The organism is Leeuwenhoekiella parthenopeia, from assembly GCF_020782115.1.
Taxonomy (GTDB): domain Bacteria; phylum Bacteroidota; class Bacteroidia; order Flavobacteriales; family Flavobacteriaceae; genus Leeuwenhoekiella; species Leeuwenhoekiella parthenopeia.
Genome location: NZ_JAJGMW010000008.1, coordinates 124,747 through 142,871 on the forward strand (window position 1 = coordinate 124,747; position 18,125 = coordinate 142,871).

The window sequence follows — 18,125 nt, forward strand, 5'->3', positions numbered from 1 at the left end:
TGGAAATATTTAGTCAATGAATATCAGTTTTGATCTTGATAGTACATTAATTCCTAATGGAATAGAGTTTAAAACTGAAAAATGCAGCAGATTAGCCAAAATCTTTGGAATTGAAGAAATACGGGAAGGAGCTCCTAAATTAATTAACGACTTAAAAAATCAGGGTCACAGTGTGCACATTTATACAACGTCATTTCGAACAAAAAGAAGAATAAGGCGGACTTTAAAATATTATGGTATTACAGTTGACCGAATTGTTAATCAAACTGAAAATCAGCTTTTATTAAAGAGTCGAAAAATAAACTCATCCAAGTTTCCGCCAATTTTTGGATTTGACGTTCATATTGACGATTCAAAAGGTGTTGGAATAGAATCGGAACAACATAATTTTAAAGCAATTATAATAGAACCGAATGATAAAAATTGGATTGAAAAAATTGTTAAGGAGCTAAATACTCTATGTAGCTATTGTTGATAGTGCTGTTTGTGGTTTGGTCTTGTTTCGACGGGCTCGAAATCCAAATGTTTCATCTTGGAAGCTTGTTTCAAATAACCTAATAACTTTTTAACCACTAACAAATACCCCAACTCACACCCGGACGACACACCTGAAGCCGCGTCCGGCATAGTAGGATTCTGCGCCGTTGTGGTAGAAAAATATACGCCCGAAGCGGTTATCCCCAAATAAGGCTCCGCCCAGTTTACGCATTTCGCCAGGCGTGTTGATCCAGCTTGAGGTTTTGATATCGACTGCCTGTATACCTTGCAGTTTCAGGTATTCCTGTTCGCTGATCAATTCGGCACCCATTTCTTCAGCTTTCGCTTTAGCGCTTCCGGCTGGTTTAAATTTCTTCCGGGATTCGAGAGCTTCGTCATCGTAGCACAGACTGCGACGCTCTACCGGACTTTCCGCAGCAAAATCGCAAAAAGTGCAGATGTCCTTTTTAGAATCGTATTCCAGCAGGGAAGGTTCGCCGCCGGTTTGCTCCAGTTGGAAAATACAGTTTAGTTTTTCGGGACTCTGAAGCAGTCGATTTTCAATTTTATTCCATTCAATCCCTTCAAAATGTGAGGAATTACGTTCAAAGCGCTTTTGCAGAAGCTCCAGAAACGAATTGGTATCGCTAAGAATCTTTGGTGATGCCATAGTTGTTACTTTTTAAACATGAAATATACTGCCCCAATCAAAAACAGAAAAGAAATAATGTGATTAAGGCGGAAGGTTTCCGTCTTAAAAACAAGCAGGGTGAATACTGCAAAAACCACCAGCGTAATCACTTCCTGAATAACCTTGAGCTGAATTAACGAAAAGGGTCCGCCGTTTTCCTTAAAACCCATTCGGTTTGCCGGCACCTGAAAGATGTATTCAAAGAGCGCAATGCCCCAGCTGATGAGAATGATGGCTACAAGGCCCAGCCTGCTGAACCATTTTAATTCTGAAAATTTGAGATGGCCATACCAGGCAACAACCATAAAGGAGTTGCTTAAAATGAGTAAAGCTATGGTAGTTAGTGCTTTCATAGGACGCAAGTAATCAACGTAAGCGCAGAAATTAGGTTTAGATATTGATTATAAATGTAGTTTGAGCGTACAGGATTTGCAACATATTTGGTCTCAAAAACAAAAAAGGCGATCTAAAAAGACCGACCGCCTTCAGCATTGTGTTGGTAAACTCTTTGAGTTCGCCCTTTATATATTTTGGGTTTAGCCCCCGGATTTAGCCGATTTACTGTACTGTATCTTAATTACCAGTACTGTCGTAGGGTGTGAAACGTCGAGTTTTTTCCTTTCAAGAGATTCTACACTGGTAAGCTGTTTTTTTTGGCAGGTTGTTAAATAGCGAAAGTTGGTCTTTTCAACAGATTTTACTTTCCCAATTCGTTCCCATGTCTTGCTGCCTGCAGTGCTAATGGCTTACCTTATTAAAAACCAGGCGCTAATTTTTATAGCAGCGCTCTTGCTACTTCTTTTTGCGATCCCGGAGTCTTTCTCCGGTTTACCTACTGCCGGCAACGAGCTGGCTTAGCCTTTAACTTATTTGTTTGTTTTAAAACAGACTCCTATAACTTATTCAAAAATGACAATACCTTACCTTGGTGTAATAGCTACTTCTCATAAAGCAGATGAACGCCGCGTACCCATACATCCCGATCATCTTAAGCGTTTACCCGAGGCAATCTGCCGCCGGCTTATATTTGAAAAGGGCTATGGGGAGCCCTTTAAAGTGTCTGATGCAGAACTTAGCGAGATCATCAGCGGGTTTGCCAGTCGTAAAGAACTATTGGAAGACCTGGGTTCCGTAATAATAACAAAGCCCGTATTGTCTGACCTTAAAAGTCTGCGTGAAGGTGGTTTGCTCTGGGGTTACCCACATTGTGCGCAACAGGAATTAATTACGCAATGCGCTATAGATCGCAAACTTACCCTTATAGCCTTTGAGGATATGTATGTATGGAATCCCAAAGGGCAGGCGGGAAGGCATACCTTTTATAAGAATAATGAAATGGCAGGATATTGTGCAGTTGTACACGCCTTGCAACTTCGAGGTATTAACGGGCACTATGGCAATCAACGCAAGGTGATAATTTTCAGTTTTGGAGCGGTTAGTCGTGGGGCTATTTATGCCTTAAAAGCGATGGGCTTCAGAGACATAACCATCTGTATACAACGACCGGATCACGAGGTGCGGGAAGAAGTGCTCGACGTGCATTATACGCGTTTGAAAAAAGGTAAATCAGGTGAACCCAGAATGATGGTGGTAGAGCACGATGGTTTCCAAAAACCCTTAAGTGTGCTTATTCAGGAATCTGATATTATTATAAATGATACCTATCAGGATACCGATGATCCCATCGATTACGTAACTGAAGAGGAGAAATCTATACTTAAACCGGGAACCCTTATCATTGATGTGAGTTGCGATGAAGGAATGGGATTTTATTTTGCTAAACCAACCACTTTCAAAAATCCAATGATTGCAATTGATGGCATAGATTATTACGCGGTAGATCATACGCCCAGCTATTACTGGGAAAGTGCATCACGATGCATTTCTGCAGCACTTATTGAGCATCTGCCCGATTTTCTGGGCGGCGGGAAGCAGTGGCAATTAAATAAAACCCTTGAAAATGCCATAAATATAGATGAGGGAGTGGTTGTAAAAGATAACATACTGAGATTCCAGAATAGAGCATCTGCCTACCCACATGCTATTTTAGGTTAAATTCTAAAGCTTGTAAGTTTTTTTCAAGCAGAAAAAATAGATCCTAATGGTATATTGAAACCAAAGTCTATTATTAAGCTTTCTTCAAAAATCAAATAAGACCTTCACGTTAAAGGTAATTTGAAGAGGGCTTAAATTTTATCAGGATTCCTGAATCTCATAATCGATGTTAAGTTTTCGCAGTGCTCGTAATGCAGAACCCGAATTTTTATCTGTGAGTTCAAGATCTATTGAATCACCTTCGATCAGGATTTCGGTTAACTCCTGAGCTAATACTGTATCAATACCCGTGGCGATTTCATTAATACAGTTTGCTATGGCGCGCCTGTCCGGGCGTTGCGCAGTACAGGCAATTAATTTCAATTTCATAGTTTCCGATTGGTCTTACAAGGTAATTCAATGAGTGTGTATTAATCTAAAAAACTTCTCCGGATTAACTTAAATAAATCCTGTTTGAAAGTCAGCAGTTTTAGCAATCCTGATTTTAAGTATATAGGAGACTATTTATCTAAAAGACATCAAAATAAAAAGGCGATCTAAAAAGACCACCTTTAGCATTGTGTTGGTAAACTCCTAGAGTTCGCCCACCATATCTTTAGGATTTACCCATTCGTCAAATTCTTCTGCGGTAACGTAACCCAGGTTAACCGCTTCTTCTTTAAGGGTAGTGCCGTTTTCGTGCGCTGTATTTGCAATTTCGGCGGCCTTATAATATCCAATTTTAGTGTTCAAAGCCGTAACCAGCATTAACGAATTATCGAGCATGGTCTTTATACGGGAATGGTTGGGCTCTATTCCGGCAGCGCAATGCTCTTCAAAAGAGACGCAGGCATCTCCCAGCAACTGGGCGCTGTGCAACAGATTTGCTGCCATAACCGGTTTAAAAACATTCAATTCATACTGTCCCTGCATCCCGCCAACGGCGATAGCCATATCGTTACCAATTACCTGAGCGCAAACCATAGTCATGGCCTCACACTGGGTAGGATTTACTTTACCGGGCATAATCGATGAGCCGGGCTCATTTGCAGGAATGTTGATTTCTCCAATACCCGAGCGAGGTCCGCTGGCCAGCATACGGATGTCATTGGCAATCTTATTTAGAGAAACAGCAAGTTGTTTTAAAGCCCCGTGAGACTCTACAATCGCATCGTGTGCGGCAAGGGCCTCAAACTTATTCTCTGCGGTTTTAAAGGGTTGCCCGGTAAATTTTGCGATGTAATCTGCAACCAGTTTATCGTATCCTTTAGGGGTGTTTAATCCGGTTCCTACAGCGGTTCCGCCTAATGCCAGTTCAGAAAGGTGATCAAGCGTATGTTCAACTGCTTTAATCCCGTGATCCAGTTGGGAAACATAGCCCGAAAATTCCTGTCCTAAGGTAAGGGGAGTAGCGTCCATAAGGTGTGTACGCCCTATTTTTACGACTTCGCGAAAATCATCTGACTTTTGTTTAAGTGTATTTCTAAGTTTGATTACTCCCGGAAGGGTTACTTCCATAATCTTTTTATAGGCTGCGATATGCATGCCGGTAGGGAAGGTGTCATTAGACGATTGCGACTTGTTGACATCGTCGTTAGGCTGAAGAGTTTTTTCTCCTTCACCCAGTTTTTTACCCGCGATAAGGTGTGCACGGTTTGCAATCACTTCATTCACATTCATATTGCTCTGTGTTCCTGAGCCGGTTTGCCAGATCACGAGTGGGAACTGGTCATCGTGTTTCCCTTCTAAAATTTCATCGCAAACCTGCGCGATCAAATCCCTTTTTTCTTCCGATAAGACACCTAATTCACAATTGGTGTAGGCTGCTGCTTTTTTAAGATATGCGAAACCGTAGATGATTTCAATAGGCATAGAAGCCGGGTTACCAATTTTAAAATTATTGCGGGAACGTTCGGTTTGTGCACCCCAGATTTTATCTGCAGGCACCTTAACTTCTCCCAGGGTGTCTTTTTCTATTCTATATTCCATTTTTCGGTAGTTTTTTAGTCTAACAAAAATAACGGTTTCGCTTTAAATACGATGATTGCCGCTCGTTATAAAAATGTTTATAAATTAAAATAAGTCTTGCATTTTTAAATACAGAATCCCTAGATTTGCGACAAGACAAAAACCATATTATGTTTGAATTTGATCAATACTTAGGCTTCCTTGCTTTTTTAACCATTTTAACCATCGGTTTCTGGTTGATGATTTTTTTAGTTTCTATTCTTCCGTACTGGATTTTTGGCGCAGCCAAAGAGCGTTTAGAAGAAATGCGTGAGGAAAGACGTCTTAAACGTGAGAATTCCTAATATTCAATTATAATTTTAAGTTTGAAAGTCCATTCAGTAATTGAATGGACTTTTTCTTTTATACAGGTTACATTCAGATAGTTAATGCAACTAAAAAAGGTCATTTCAAATGAATGAAATGACCTTTTTTCAAGTGTCTTATAGGAATTAGCTATCCCTGAAAATCGCCTTCTTCATCTCCATATTCTGAATCGCCTCTGCCTCGTTTACGCTCTTCACGCTGTTGGTTAAAACGGTAAATCAGCGAAACATTGATCTGGCGCTGTCTCCACTGAAACTGGCTATCCTGTTCAAAGAATTCTGTGCTGGTAAAGCTTTGTCTTTTTCTTGAGTTCAGCAAGTCACTTACATTAGCAGAAATAGTTGTGCTGCCATCAAAAAGTTCTTTACTTAAGGCAAGGTCAATAGATAGGATTCCGTCCTGACGTCCCTGTATTTCCTGAGAAGCACCGCGGTAGAACATATTGGTCTGCCAGTCTATCGCTCCCGGAAGGGTAACTTTAGAACTGAAACGACCAAACCAACTGGTATTTTTCTGGCTGTAATCCTGCCCGTTAAAATCGCCATCCAGTTTAAACTGGAAGAAGTTTACACTACCATTAAGACGCAACCATTTTGCCGGATTGTAAAGCACGCCTGCTTCGGCACCAAAACGATCGTTTGTAGCCAGGTTAATAGGAATACTACGTATCACCTGAGTAGGATTACCTCCGGGACCGGTAATGGTAACATCTTCCTGAACGCGCTGAAATGCATCTCTCTCACGCTGATAATACACAGAAGAAGTGAATGTAATTTCTTTCCCCCAACGTTTTAAATAACCCACATCAAAGGCATTTGAAAAAGCCGGCTCCAAATTGGGATTCCCCTGGAATACGTTATTACGGCTATCGCGGGAAGGGAAAGGGTTTACAAACCAGCCATTAGGTCTGTTGATCCTTCTGTTGTATCCAAAAGAAAGGTTTTCTTCTTCTCCAAATTCTAAAATTAAATTGACTGTTGGGAAGAGGCCTAAATAATTATTATTGAAATCGGTATCAATAGGGAACGAAAATTCTTCCTGCAATTCCTGCTCGCTGAGTAACGAGGTGATATTCCCTTTGATAGTCGTGTTTTCCATACGCAGACCAACCAATACGTTTAGCATTCCAAAAAATTTGCTTCCGTACTGGGTGTAAAGTGCATGAACGTTCTGGGTATAATCAAATATGTTGGTCTGGTTTTCATTGATCACCAAATTTCCATTGCTATCTTCCTGACGCAACTCATAATCAGTCACCTCATTTTCCAGATTTCCACGGTATCCGGCTTCAAATTGCGAGTCGTCACCTATGGGCAGCACATAATCTGCCTGAAACAGATATTCTCGTTGTTTTTCGGTCGTATTGGTTTCCTCACGGGGTAAGGCAATGTCTGCTTCCGAAGAATTGTTGTAGCGCACAGGCTCGTTAATAAACGTACGTTGATCTTCACGATCTACGTCATACTGCACGTCTGCAGTAAGTTCATGACCTTCATCGTTAAAGCGATTAACGTAATTAAGGGCAAACTGATAACTCTCGTCATCTTCATTTTGAAGTTCACGACGTATTGTACCTACCCGTGGGTCGTTACCCAGAAAATAATCGTTTTGGTTTGTGGTTAAATCGTCGTCATTTCCTGTACGGTAAAAAACCGAACCGGTTACAGAAGACTGATCATTAAGGTAATATTCAAGTCCGAGGTTTCCGTTAAAGCCGCGGTTTATACGATCATACTTTCGGTCTTCCACGTTACGGTCGTAAGGCACATTGTCCAGAAAAGCATCTTCACGTGCTTCGAAATAACGTGTGTCGAAAAAAGCATTACCCGGACTTTCGCGATAGCGATAACCCAGAGTGTTGAAAATATTGAACTTTTGAGTACGGTAGTTTAAGTTGGAAGAAACACTGGCGTTGTCAGGGTGGCCACCGCTTAACTGAAATGAACCATTAAAGCCCAGCGTTTTTTCTTTACGTAAAATGATATTTAAAATACCTGCTGTACCTTCGGCATCGTAACGGGCAGAAGGTGAAGTGATTACTTCTACTCGTTCTATGGCATCTGCCGGAAGCTGTCCCAAAACATCGGTACTTCCAAAACCTGCAAGAGCAGAAGGCTTCCCGTTAATGAGGATACGTACGTTTTCATTTCCGCGTAAACTGATACCGCCTTCAACGTCAACCGAAACCGAAGGAACATTATTAAGCGCATCGCTTACGGTACCACCGGCTGTGGTAAGATCTTTACCAATGTTGTAAATCTTTTTGTCCAGACGTACATCAACAGTTGTGGTTTCGGCAACTACGGTAACTTCTTCCAGATCGGAAGCAGCAAACTCGAGCTGAATTGTACCTAAATTTAAATCGCTGCTAATGGTACGCTCTATATTAAGAGGCTGAAAGGAAATGTATTCAATTTTTAAGGTATAGGTCCCGGCGGGTACTTCGATTCTGAAATTACCGGACATATCTGTAATTCCTCCTTCAACATCCTGAGCGCTGTTCTTATCTTTTACAGTAATCGTCGCGTATTCCAAAGGAACTCCTGCAGCTTTATCTACGACTTTACCGGTAATGGCAAAATCTTTTCCTTGCTGTGAGAAAAGGGCATAAGAGCTTAGACACAGTAGTGTCAGCAAAATAAATTTATTCATAGTCAATTTTTGGTTTCGCTAGTTAGACTAGAATAATAAGATAGGTTTAACCGGGATGCGGTTAAAATTCTGTTAAAGGAGTTTCAAATTATTTGAACAGCTCGTTAATGTTTTCGGGAGGTCGGCCTACAACAGCTTCATTGTTTTTTACAACAATAGGTCGCTCGATGAGTTTGGGATGATCTACCATCGCCTGAATGATTTCCTTGTCAGACAGTTCTCTGTTTTTGAATTGTTCTTTCCAAACAGTTTCGTTTTTACGCACAAGCTCAATGGGCTTTAGGTTTAATTTTCCCAAAATTGCAGCCAGCTCCAGATAGGAGGGTGGGTTATCCAGATATTTTACAATTTCAAATTCTTCACCGGAAGCATCAACAATAGCAAGACCTTCACGGCTTTTTCGGCATCTGGGGTTATGATAGATTTTAAGCATAATTACAATTCGTTACTGGTTTCCTTTTGACCGGTCATCATCAGATAGGCTTTAAGAAACGCGTCAATATCACCGTCCAAAACCGCATCGGTGTTTCCGGTTTCTTCTCCCGTACGTACGTCTTTTATAAGTTTGTAGGGGTGCAACACGTAATTGCGGATCTGAGAACCCCATTCAATGGCTTTTTTCTCGGCTTCAATTTCATCACGTGCGGCCTGACGTTTTTTAAGTTCAATCTCATAAAGTTGAGACTTCAGCATTTGCATGGCTTTTTCCCGGTTTTCAAGCTGTGAGCGGGTTTCACTATTGTGAATAACGATTCCGGTAGGGTGGTGGGTCAGGATAGCTTTGGTTTCCACCTTATTTACATTTTGGCCACCGGCGCCCGATGAACGCGCAAAGTCCCAGCTGATGTCTGCCGGATTGATGTCTATCTCAATACTGTCATCTGCCAGCGGGTAAACATAAACCGAAGCAAAAGAGGTATGCCGCTTGGCGTTACTGTCAAAGGGTGATATACGTACCAGACGGTGCACCCCATTTTCGCTTTTTAGCCAGCCAAAGGCGAAAGGTCCGTCGATTTCCAGTGTTACCGTTTTTACCCCGGCTACATCACCTCCCTGGTAGTTGAGTTCTTTGATTTTGTAACCGTTTTTTTCGCTCCACATCAGATACATACGCATCAGCATAGAGGCCCAGTCACAACTTTCGGTACCACCGGCACCGGCAGTAATCTGAAGCACGGCGCTTAAATCGTCACCTTCTTCAGAAAGCATGTTCTTAAATTCAAGACCTTCAATAAGCTTGCTGGCTTTTTCGTACTGATTGTTAACCTCACTTTCGGAAGCTTCTCCCTCTTTATGGAACTCCAGTAAAACCTCAAGCTCTTCAGTCAGGATAATACCTTTTTCATAATCCTGAACCCAATTTTTCTTTTCACGCAGATTGCGCATAAAAATTTCGGCTTCTTTTGGGTCGTTCCAAAAATTGGGATCAAAGGTTTTTTCCTCTTCGTTTTGTATTTCGATACGTTTCTGGTCAATACCTAAATGCACGCGTAACGCTTCTAAGCGTTGCTTAAGATCTTTGACCTGATCGCTTGTAGTCATAGTATATACTCTTTTGCGAAAGTTACTATTTTCCGTACAAAAGCTGGCCTAACAAAATGCGAAGCTTCTGCAAAACCGGTAAAATAGATTAGAATTTAGCGCTAAACTGCTTGCGTAGTTGTTGTTGCTGCTGTTGCTGTTGCTGCTGCCATTGCATCTGAAAGTCCAGTTGCTGCTGATTTGCACGATCGTCAAAACCCTGAGATTGAGACTGTGTAAAAACATCAGGCGCATTTTCTTCACGGGCAAACACTTCTACACTGTATTCGGTAGAATTGGTAGAAGACGAGGTGTACAGGACGCCTTTAATGGGTGAACAATCGCTATAGTCTTTGCCGTGAGCCACTTTGATGTGGTTTTCGAGAGCGATAAGGTTATTGGTGGGATCAAAGCCCAGCCAGCCTTTTTCGGGAATATAACATTCTGCCCAGGCGTGCATTTGAGAATCGCCTTTATACCCATTTCCCTGATGCAGATACCCGGAAGTATACCGTGTAGGGATTTTATTTTTTCGGGCAATGGCCAAAAACAAGTGTGTAAAATCCTGACACACGCCTGCGCCACGCGCTACGAAATCTTCAGGGGTGCTTCGGATATCTGTAACCTGTTGTTTGAATTTAAAGTTTGTAAACAACCAGTTGTTGAGCTGTTGCAGATTGTCAAAAACCGAACGGTTTTCTTCAAATTCAAAACTCAGTCCGGCACCGGGATAGCCGGTAAGCTCGGTCGAATTCAGGAATTGCTCATGGGTAATTCTAAAATCCAGACTGTTGATCAGCTCGTAATGCTCCGCATTGTAAATACTGTCTAAGGCCGAAAAAGGGTTTACTTCTTCTTTACGAACAATAAAATTGGCTTCAAAATCAATTGATTTAAAGGCTTTGCGCTGTATGACGCGGTAGATATTGAAGTTTAGCGAATTTGTAGACTCTTCGGTAGCCGCGTTTAGGGAGTTTTTAAACTCAGCGAGACGCAGTTTTTGCGATTCGTTGTCCTGCGGAGCGATTAAAAATTGCCACAAGGCATCAGTAACCTCAGTCTCGTAGCTATTTTTGGCCTTATATTTTATGGTGTATTCCACTTTATGGGATTTAGAGTATACAAAAATACAGAAAACAATGGCTCTCTTTCAGTTAATTCGACCAACGGCAACTACCTGAAGACGGAAGTTATAAACAATTCAGTCAGAGGGACTATAGCTCTTTGAAAATATACGTATTACCTGTTTTTTATTACCGAATCTGGAAGTATTCTTTTTCTATTTTTTTTGCAATTTCAAATAAGGTGTTTTGAATGTCTTCTATAAAGGATTCGATATTACCTTCAATAGTGTCAATGGTTTTGTAGCAGTATTCGGCGTGTGTCCTTCCGATTAAAAATGCAGCGGAATCCTTTCGTGGGTTTTTATCCAGATTGAGTTGTTCAATGTGTTTTTTAACCTGTACGAGACTGTTCATTACCGAACGCGGGCAATCGTCATTGAGGATTAAAAATTCAAGCGTGGTAATGCTCGTAGGGGTTTTACGGTAATGCCGGCGCATCATATCGTAAGATTCGATACATTTTAGCAGCGTTGTCCATTCATAACTCTTGCTGAACTTATCATCATACCCGCCCTGAGCATTTAGCGCATCGTAATATTTAGCCTGAATGATACGCACTACCTGAGTAGCCCGTTCGATATTTACACCCAGCATAATAATGGCATAAACTTCGTCATGCAACAGCGTACCTCTGATTTTTCCGCGTAAAACCGCCGTGGCTTCGGTGACCTGGGTTGTGAAGTCATACAGGCCTTTTCTTACGAAAAAATCGGCGTCGTAGCGCAGTACAAAATGATAGAATTTATTCAGGGATTCATACAGTTCTGTAGAGATAAGATCCCGCGCCCCATTGGCATTCTCCCGGGCATACTTAACCGCATTGATGATCGAGTAGGGAGCTTCCGGATTTAAACCTATATCGTAAAATACATTTTCTTCGGTTAACTCATAATCCTCATCAACAGGACCATTGGCCATAAACAACAAACTGTGAAGAACGTGGTTTCGGGATTGGGATTTATCGTTGGGAGCATCCAGTGATGAGAAATAATTTACGTTTAGATAGCGCGCAAGATGTTCAGAACGTTCAATATAGCGCCCCATCCAGAATAAATTATTAGCGACTCGTGCAAGCATAAATTATGAGTTTTAAGAAGATTTTTGGTTAGTGGTGTAATTCGTTTTTTAGGATTTCTTTTTTAAAACCCAGGTATCTTTAGAGCCGCCGCCCTGTGAGCTGTTTACAATAAGATTGCCTTTTTTAAGTGCCACACGGGTGAGTCCTCCTTTTAAGACAAATTCTTTATTGGCGCCCAGCAGGCAAAAAGTTCTCAGATCGACATGCCGCGATTCAAAAGACTCGCTTTCTTCAATATAGGTCGCGTGTACCGAAAGACTCATAATGGGCTGCGCAATATACTTACGCGGACTCGCCTGAATGGTTTTCTTTACTTTTTCAATCTCCTCTTTAGTAAGTCTGTTACCAATGGAGATGCCGTAACCTCCGGCTTCATCTACCGGCTTGATCACCAGCTTGTCTACATTTTCCAGCACGTATTTCAGTTCGTCAGGGCGACTGCAGTGGTAGGTGTGTACGTTATTGAGAATAGGCTCTTCATTGAGGTAATACTTAATGATTTGCGGCATATAGGTATATACGGCCTTATCGTCTGCAAAGCCGGTACCCGGAGCATTGACCAGACATACATTTCCTTTTTTATAGGCCGAAAACAAGCCCGGTACACCCAAAGCAGAATCGGGTCTGAACTCTAACGGATCGAGAAATGCATCATCAATACGTCTGTAAATCACATCTACACGCTCGGGACCCTTGATGGTTTGCATATAAACGAAATCATTCTCCACAAACAAATCCCGGCCTTCAACCAGCTCAACACCCATAGCTTTTGCGAGATACGAATGCTCGTAATAAGCTGAGTTGTAAACACCCGGCGTAATCACTACACAGTTGGGCTCATCTACTCCTCGCGGCTTAACGGTTTCCATCATTTCGAGCAGGTTTTGCGCATAATCGGTGACCGTATGGGCGTTATAATGATTAAACACGCCAAACAAAGCCCGTTTTAAGGCCGTACGGTTACAAATCACATAACTCACCCCGCTTGGGCAACGTATGTTGTCTTCAAGCACATAATATTTACCATCACTGTGTTTGATCAGATCGGTTCCCGAAATGTGATTGTATATGCCTCCCGGAGGATCAACTCCTATCATCTGATGCAGGTAATTTGCTGATGATGTAATGAGATCGAGCGGGACAATACCCTGCTTGATGATTTTTTTATCGTGGTAAATATCCCATATAAAGTGGTTGAGCGCCTTGCTGCGCTGCAGAACACCGCGTTCTATGACTTCCCATTCTTTGGGGTCTATGATTCTGGGAAAGAGGTCAAAAGGGAATATTTTTTCTTTGGCTTCATTCTCGCTATAAACCTGAAATGTAATTCCCTGATTGAAGAAGGAAGCTTTTGCCTTATCGTTAAGCCGGGCATAATCCTGACTGGAATGCCCACTATATAAATCAAATAAGGTTTGGTAGACCTTTTTTACATTTCCGTCTTCGTCGAAAATTTCATCATAAAACTTAGGGTCTTTTTCGTAGGACGAAAAAATGGATTGGGTTTGTGACTGTGACATGTAGTGATTAGTTTGTTGTTAAAATAAGGATTAAAAAGCAAAAGAGCTCATACCATTCACATATTTATAACTGCTTTTTTTTGAGATAAATACAATTTTTTCTTTTGTAAATCGGAATTCGGCAATTTTCAGGAAGCTATATGCTGCTGCCGTTTTACAGCTTTTTTTGGTTATTTTTAAAGCCATATATCTAAAGAATGAAAAAACTCCTTCCTGTTTTACTGCTGCTTTGTCTGAATACGCTCTCTGCGCAATTTTTGGAAACCAAAAAAAATCTCAGGACCCAGGATGGGTTTTTTAAGTTTCATTACGACGAAAAAAACGATGCGATTTATCTGGAAGTCGACAAACTCGATGAAGAATTTATCTATGTCCATGCGCTTAAAAGCGGACTGGGTTCTAACGACATAGGTCTCGATCGTGGGCAGTTGGGCGGTACAGCCATCGTAGAATTCATTAAAGCGGGCAACAAGCTGCTGCTGGTGCAGCCCAATCAGGATTACCGTGCTGTAACAGAAAACGAAGCCGAGCGAAAATCGGTTGAGGAGGCCTTTGCCAAATCGGTTTTATATGGTTTTGAGATTAAAGAAACTCAGGGCAGTACCTATATAATAGACTTTACGCCTTTTTTAATGGAAGACGCACACGGCGTTGCAGATCGCATTAAGGCCAATAAAGAGGGTACCTATAAATACGACAAGGAAAAAAGCGCTTTGGCTTTAGAGAATACCAAAGCTTTCCCTAAAAATGTGGAATTTGAGGCTTTGCTTACATTTAAAGGCAGCCCTGAGGGGCGCCTGCTTCGCAGTGTTGCCCCGGATGCTTCCTTGATTTCGGTAGTTCAACACCATTCTTTTGTGCAATTACCTGAAGCGGGATATGAACTTCGGGCCTTTGATCCGCGCTCCGGTGCGATCTACACGCAATACAAAGATTATGCTACTCCGGTTCAGGAACCTATTGACAAACGCTTAATCATCAGACACCGGCTTGAAAAGAAAAACCCCGAACTTGAAGTCAGTGAGCCGGTAGAACCCATTATTTACTATCTGGATCCCGGTACTCCCGAGCCGGTGCGATCGGCTTTGCTGGAAGGTGCAGGCTGGTGGAATCAGGCTTTTGAAAGTATAGGATACCAGAATGCGTTTCAGGTTAAAATGCTGCCGGAAGATGCAGATCCGCTTGATTTGCGCTACAATGTCATTCAATGGGTGCACCGCAGCACCCGCGGCTGGAGTTATGGGGCCAGCGTTACCGATCCGCGTACCGGAGAGATTTTAAAGGGGCATGTAAGTTTGGGAAGTTTGCGCATCCGTCAGGATTTTATGATCGCTCAGGCTTTGATGAATCAACCTTTTGCCGAATCTAATGATAATTATGAGCCTATGCTCGATCTTGCTCTGGCCCGTATTCGCCAGCTTTCGGCACACGAAGTAGGGCACACCCTTGGTTTTGCGCACAATTTTGCCGCCAGTGTTAACGACCGCGCTTCGGTGATGGATTATCCGCATCCTGCGATTCAGCTTAAAAACGGAGTAGTTGATTTTAGCGATGCTTACGCTACCGGAATAGGGGTTTGGGATAAAGTAACCGTGGCTTACAGTTATGGCGATGTTCCTAAAGGTATGACCGAATCCTGGTATCTAAATAAAGTTTTGGAAGATGCTGAGGCTAAGGGACTGCGCTTTATCACAGACAGCGATGCCCGGGCTGCAGATGGTGCCCATCCTGATGCCCATTTATGGGATAACGGAGCCAATGCCGCTAAAGAGCTCGAATCGGTATTGGCGCTTCGCGAAAAAGCCATTCAAAATTTCAGCATAGCAAATATTCGCAGCGGGGAGCCGCTTACGGTTCTGGAGGATGTGTTTGTGCCGCTCTATTTTTACCACAGGTATCAAACCGAAGCAGCGGTAAAACGTATTGGTGGCCTGCGTTATACCTACGCGGTACGGGGTGATGAACAGCAGCAAATACGAAGCTATGTTTCGGCAAAAGAGCAGGAAGAAGCACTTGACGGGGTACTTAAAACCCTTGATGCTGAAGTGCTTGCCATCCCGAAGTCCAAATTGGATTTGTTTCCGCCAAGGGCTTTTGGATATAACCGAACCCGTGAAAGCTTTAAGGGCAATACCGGTGTCACTTTTGATCCGCTGGGTGCTGCTGAAACCGCAGCCGATTTTACACTTGATTTTCTGCTGAATGCCGAGCGGGCAAACCGTCTGGTAGCACAGCATGCGGTAGATGCAGAGCTTCCGGCCTTTCAGGAAGTTTTAGATGCCCTGACGGCTAAAACCTTTGGTCAAAAACCGAATGATTCCTATCTGGCAGAAGTGCAACGCAGCATCAATTACCGGGTTTTAGAGCATTTGAAGCAACTGATGGTGAATCCTGAAGCCATTCCGCAGGTAAAAGCAGCAGTATTGAAAAGCCTTTCTGACCTGGCAATGCAAAATTTAAAATTTGAAGATGCAGATGTGCGTTATCTGGCCTGGCAGATCGGAAAATTCATCGAAGATCCGGACGAGTTTAAGCCGGTTTCGGCTCCTAAGATTCCCGATGGTTCACCTATTGGCAGTTTTGAATGCCTAAATAATTAATTCATGACCCACGAAGAAATTGTACAGAAACTACCCTATGGACCTCCGTTTTTGTTTGTAGACCGCATTACCGAGGTTTCTCAAAAACACATCAAAGGGGAGTATATGTTTAAAGATACCTGTGATTTTTACAAAGGCCACTTTGTAAATTTTCCGGTTACACCCGGTGTAATCCTGATTGAGTGTATGATGCAAATAGGACTTGTGAGCCTGGGCATTTACCTGCTTCGCGATAAAAATTTCGATTTAAAATCAACTGCAACCGTGGCTGTGGTTGAGCATCAGGCCCGGTTTTTAAAGCCGGTTTTTCCTAATGAAAATGTTACCGTTGTTTCTGATTTGGAATATTTTAGGTTTCATAAGTTAAAGTCACAGGTTAAGATGCTCAACGCTGCTGGAGAAGTGGTTTGTCAGGGTGTTTTTTCAGGAATTTTAAAACCCGGCGATGCAAAATCATAGAGTGGTAGTAACAGGTCTGGGCGTTTGTGCTCCTAATGGGGTGGGTGTACCGGCCTTTAAAGAAGCGATTGAAAACGGTAAAAGCGGAATACGTTTTTACAGCGAACTCGAAAAACTGAATTTTTCCTGTCAGATAGGAGGGATGCCGCTTATTTCGGAAGCGGTGAAATCCAAATATTTTACGCCTTTACAGCTGCGCAATTTTAATGCTGCAGGTATTCTGTATGGGGTGGCTGCCGGGATTGAAGCCTGGCAGGATGCCGGCCTGAAGATTGATGATGAGCAGTGCGATTTTGACAGCGGGACCATCTTTGGCGTGGGCACCTTAGGGGTCGACAAATACCGGGAGAGCATTTATAAGGTCGATGAGGGCAATACCCGGCGCCTGGGCAGTACCAGTGTGCAGCAAACCATGAGCAGCGGGGTAAGCGCATATTTAGGCGGAATGCTCGGTCTGGGCAATCTGGTCACTACCAATTCTTCTGCCTGTACTACCGGTACCGAGGCGGTTTTACTGGCTTACGAGCGTATCAAATACGGGAAGGCAAAGCGTATGCTGGCCGGAAGCACCAGCGATGGCGGCCCTTATGTGTGGTGTGGTTTTGACGCCCTGCGCATTTTACCTTCTAAATACAACGACAAACCGGCAAAAGCTTCCCGACCTATGGCGGCAGACGCCAGCGGTTTTGTACCGGGAAGCGGTGCGGGCGCTTTGGTTTTAGAAAGCCTGGAAAGCGCTCAGCAGCGCGGTGCGACGATTTATGCCGAAATTTTGGGTGGCCACAGCAACAGCGGCGGGCAGCGGCAGGAGGGCTCGATGACGGCTCCTAATCCCATTGCGGTGAAGCGTTGCATCAGTGATGCGCTAATTCATGCCGGGATTGAAGCTTCAGCTGTAGATGTGATCAACGGGCATCTTACGGCTACCACTAAAGACGACCTGGAAATACAAAACTGGAGCGAAGCTCTGGGGCGCAAGGGGGCAGATTTTCCTTATATCAACTCGCTAAAAGGAATGACCGGGCATTGTCTGGCCGCCAGCGGCAGTATTGAGTGTGTGGCTTCGGTATTACAATTGAAGCATCAGTTTTTGTTCCCCAACATCAATCTGGAGCAGGTGCATCCTGCAATCGCAGCTCAAATTTCGGAGACGCGTATTCCCAGAACCAAAACCGATCTGCAGTTTAATATTCTGGCAAAAGCCAGTTTTGGTTTTGGGGATGTAAACTGTTGTCTTATTTTTAGCACCTTTCAGTCTTAAGCGATTTTTTCGAAGCTGAAAAAAAACCAAATTGAATTAGAAACAAACACCCTAAATTTCGCAACAGCGAAAACTAAAAATCTTATGAATCAGGAAATCTATTCGAAACTTAAAGACATCATCAAACCCTATCTGCCGGAAGATGTAAATCCCGAAAGCATTGAACCACAGAGCCATTTGGTGAATGATTTAAACATCAACTCTACCCATCTGGTAGATATTGTGCTGGATGTGGAAGATGCATTTGATATCACCATTGAGGATGATGAACTCAACAAAATGGATACGGTTGCTGCCTCTATTGCGCTTATTGACGAAAAGTTAGCGACTCGTTAAAATTACCGCCACTGCGTTAAGGGTCGTTAAAAACCGCT

The 18,125-nt window shown here is 42.8% G+C and carries 17 protein-coding genes; 7 read left to right on the forward strand and 10 right to left on the reverse strand.

The window, feature by feature from the left end:
• Window positions 1-16 precede the first annotated feature (16 nt).
• Window positions 17-475, forward strand: coding sequence for an HAD family hydrolase (locus tag LLW17_RS08105; protein WP_228229753.1), 459 nt, complete (start codon window positions 17-19; stop codon window positions 473-475).
• Window positions 476-589: 114 nt separating this feature from the next.
• Here LLW17_RS08105 and LLW17_RS08110 read toward each other — a convergent pair whose 3' ends face one another.
• The gene (locus tag LLW17_RS08110; RefSeq protein ID WP_228229754.1) at window positions 590-1,147 is read right to left on the reverse strand and encodes a DUF4256 domain-containing protein; all 558 of its coding nucleotides are present in this window, start codon (window positions 1,145-1,147) and stop codon (window positions 590-592) included.
• Window positions 1,148-1,152: 5 nt separating this feature from the next.
• Window positions 1,153-1,521 (reverse strand): DMT family protein, encoded by a 369-nt coding sequence (locus tag LLW17_RS08115; protein WP_228229755.1) that lies wholly within the window; start codon window positions 1,519-1,521, stop codon window positions 1,153-1,155.
• 556 nt (window positions 1,522-2,077) lie between these two features.
• Between LLW17_RS08115 and LLW17_RS08120 the strand changes: the two genes are divergently transcribed.
• Window positions 2,078-3,223 carry a N(5)-(carboxyethyl)ornithine synthase gene (locus tag LLW17_RS08120; protein ID WP_228229756.1) on the forward strand — a complete coding sequence of 382 codons (1,146 nt, stop codon included), beginning with the start codon at window positions 2,078-2,080 and terminating at the stop codon, window positions 3,221-3,223.
• A 141-nt stretch (window positions 3,224-3,364) separates the two neighbouring features.
• Here LLW17_RS08120 and LLW17_RS08125 read toward each other — a convergent pair whose 3' ends face one another.
• Window positions 3,365-3,592 (reverse strand): hypothetical protein, encoded by a 228-nt coding sequence (locus LLW17_RS08125; protein ID WP_228229757.1) that lies wholly within the window; start codon window positions 3,590-3,592, stop codon window positions 3,365-3,367.
• 204 nt (window positions 3,593-3,796) lie between these two features.
• Complete coding sequence (gene fumC / locus LLW17_RS08130) at window positions 3,797-5,191, reverse strand: class II fumarate hydratase (RefSeq protein WP_228229758.1); 1,395 nt, start codon at window positions 5,189-5,191, stop codon at window positions 3,797-3,799.
• 149 nt (window positions 5,192-5,340) lie between these two features.
• On the opposite strand from fumC, the gene LLW17_RS08135 reads away from it, so the two are divergent.
• Window positions 5,341-5,514 carry a hypothetical protein gene (locus LLW17_RS08135; protein WP_099645042.1) on the forward strand — a complete coding sequence of 58 codons (174 nt, stop codon included), beginning with the start codon at window positions 5,341-5,343 and terminating at the stop codon, window positions 5,512-5,514.
• 151 nt (window positions 5,515-5,665) lie between these two features.
• Here the strand turns inward: LLW17_RS08135 and LLW17_RS08140 are convergent, their stop codons facing one another.
• The 6 genes from LLW17_RS08140 to LLW17_RS08165 form a co-directional block, all read right to left on the reverse strand.
• Window positions 5,666-8,188: a TonB-dependent receptor gene (locus LLW17_RS08140; RefSeq protein ID WP_228229759.1), complete on the reverse strand. Its 2,523-nt coding sequence runs from the start codon at window positions 8,186-8,188 to the stop codon at window positions 5,666-5,668.
• A gap of 88 nt (window positions 8,189-8,276) precedes the next feature.
• Window positions 8,277-8,621 (reverse strand): arsenate reductase (glutaredoxin), encoded by a 345-nt coding sequence (arsC, locus tag LLW17_RS08145; protein WP_228229760.1) that lies wholly within the window; start codon window positions 8,619-8,621, stop codon window positions 8,277-8,279.
• A 2-nt stretch (window positions 8,622-8,623) separates the two neighbouring features.
• Window positions 8,624-9,730: a peptide chain release factor 2 gene (gene prfB / locus LLW17_RS08150; protein WP_228229761.1), complete on the reverse strand. Its 1,107-nt coding sequence runs from the start codon at window positions 9,728-9,730 to the stop codon at window positions 8,624-8,626.
• An 88-nt stretch (window positions 9,731-9,818) separates the two neighbouring features.
• On the reverse strand, window positions 9,819-10,811 hold the full coding sequence (locus tag LLW17_RS08155; protein WP_228229762.1) for a transglutaminase-like domain-containing protein: 993 nt from the start codon (window positions 10,809-10,811) through the stop codon (window positions 9,819-9,821).
• Window positions 10,812-10,962: 151 nt separating this feature from the next.
• A complete protein-coding gene (locus LLW17_RS08160) occupies window positions 10,963-11,910 on the reverse strand; it encodes an alpha-E domain-containing protein (RefSeq protein ID WP_228229763.1) in 948 nt (315 codons plus the stop codon).
• 48 nt (window positions 11,911-11,958) lie between these two features.
• On the reverse strand, window positions 11,959-13,431 hold the full coding sequence (locus tag LLW17_RS08165; protein WP_228229764.1) for a circularly permuted type 2 ATP-grasp protein: 1,473 nt from the start codon (window positions 13,429-13,431) through the stop codon (window positions 11,959-11,961).
• 197 nt (window positions 13,432-13,628) lie between these two features.
• Between LLW17_RS08165 and LLW17_RS08170 the strand changes: the two genes are divergently transcribed.
• From LLW17_RS08170 to LLW17_RS08185, 4 genes are all read left to right on the forward strand, one after another.
• On the forward strand, window positions 13,629-16,031 hold the full coding sequence (locus LLW17_RS08170) for a zinc-dependent metalloprotease (protein ID WP_228229765.1): 2,403 nt from the start codon (window positions 13,629-13,631) through the stop codon (window positions 16,029-16,031).
• A 3-nt stretch (window positions 16,032-16,034) separates the two neighbouring features.
• Window positions 16,035-16,490, forward strand: a complete 456-nt coding sequence (locus LLW17_RS08175) for a 3-hydroxyacyl-ACP dehydratase FabZ family protein (RefSeq protein WP_228229766.1) — start codon at window positions 16,035-16,037, stop codon at window positions 16,488-16,490.
• Window positions 16,477-17,751, forward strand: coding sequence for a beta-ketoacyl-[acyl-carrier-protein] synthase family protein (locus tag LLW17_RS08180; protein ID WP_228229767.1), 1,275 nt, complete (start codon window positions 16,477-16,479; stop codon window positions 17,749-17,751). The genes LLW17_RS08175 and LLW17_RS08180 overlap by 14 nt, the downstream gene beginning before the upstream one ends.
• Window positions 17,752-17,835: 84 nt before the next feature.
• Window positions 17,836-18,087, forward strand: coding sequence for an acyl carrier protein (locus LLW17_RS08185; RefSeq protein ID WP_228229768.1), 252 nt, complete (start codon window positions 17,836-17,838; stop codon window positions 18,085-18,087).
• The last annotated feature ends 38 nt before the right edge of the window (window positions 18,088-18,125 follow it).

Excerpts from the sequence above, each read along its gene's own strand:
- LLW17_RS08160 (WP_228229763.1), bottom strand. The coding sequence starts at position 11,910 with ATGCTTGCACGAGTCGCTAATAATTTATTCTGGATGGGGCGCTATATT.
- LLW17_RS08165 (WP_228229764.1), bottom strand. The coding sequence starts at position 13,431 with ATGTCACAGTCACAAACCCAATCCATTTTTTCGTCCTACGAAAAAGAC.
- arsC (WP_228229760.1), bottom strand. The coding sequence starts at position 8,621 with ATGCTTAAAATCTATCATAACCCCAGATGCCGAAAAAGCCGTGAAGGT.
- LLW17_RS08180 (WP_228229767.1), top strand. The coding sequence starts at position 16,477 with ATGCAAAATCATAGAGTGGTAGTAACAGGTCTGGGCGTTTGTGCTCCT.
- LLW17_RS08120 (WP_228229756.1), top strand. The coding sequence starts at position 2,078 with ATGACAATACCTTACCTTGGTGTAATAGCTACTTCTCATAAAGCAGAT.
- fumC (WP_228229758.1), bottom strand. The coding sequence starts at position 5,191 with ATGGAATATAGAATAGAAAAAGACACCCTGGGAGAAGTTAAGGTGCCT.
- LLW17_RS08140 (WP_228229759.1), bottom strand. The coding sequence starts at position 8,188 with ATGAATAAATTTATTTTGCTGACACTACTGTGTCTAAGCTCTTATGCC.
- LLW17_RS08170 (WP_228229765.1), top strand. The coding sequence starts at position 13,629 with ATGAAAAAACTCCTTCCTGTTTTACTGCTGCTTTGTCTGAATACGCTC.
- LLW17_RS08135 (WP_099645042.1), top strand. The coding sequence starts at position 5,341 with ATGTTTGAATTTGATCAATACTTAGGCTTCCTTGCTTTTTTAACCATT.
- LLW17_RS08185 (WP_228229768.1), top strand. The coding sequence starts at position 17,836 with ATGAATCAGGAAATCTATTCGAAACTTAAAGACATCATCAAACCCTAT.
- prfB (WP_228229761.1), bottom strand. The coding sequence starts at position 9,730 with ATGACTACAAGCGATCAGGTCAAAGATCTTAAGCAACGCTTAGAAGCG.
- LLW17_RS08175 (WP_228229766.1), top strand. The coding sequence starts at position 16,035 with ATGACCCACGAAGAAATTGTACAGAAACTACCCTATGGACCTCCGTTT.
- LLW17_RS08105 (WP_228229753.1), top strand. The coding sequence starts at position 17 with ATGAATATCAGTTTTGATCTTGATAGTACATTAATTCCTAATGGAATA.
- LLW17_RS08125 (WP_228229757.1), bottom strand. The coding sequence starts at position 3,592 with ATGAAATTGAAATTAATTGCCTGTACTGCGCAACGCCCGGACAGGCGC.
- LLW17_RS08110 (WP_228229754.1), bottom strand. The coding sequence starts at position 1,147 with ATGGCATCACCAAAGATTCTTAGCGATACCAATTCGTTTCTGGAGCTT.
- LLW17_RS08115 (WP_228229755.1), bottom strand. The coding sequence starts at position 1,521 with ATGAAAGCACTAACTACCATAGCTTTACTCATTTTAAGCAACTCCTTT.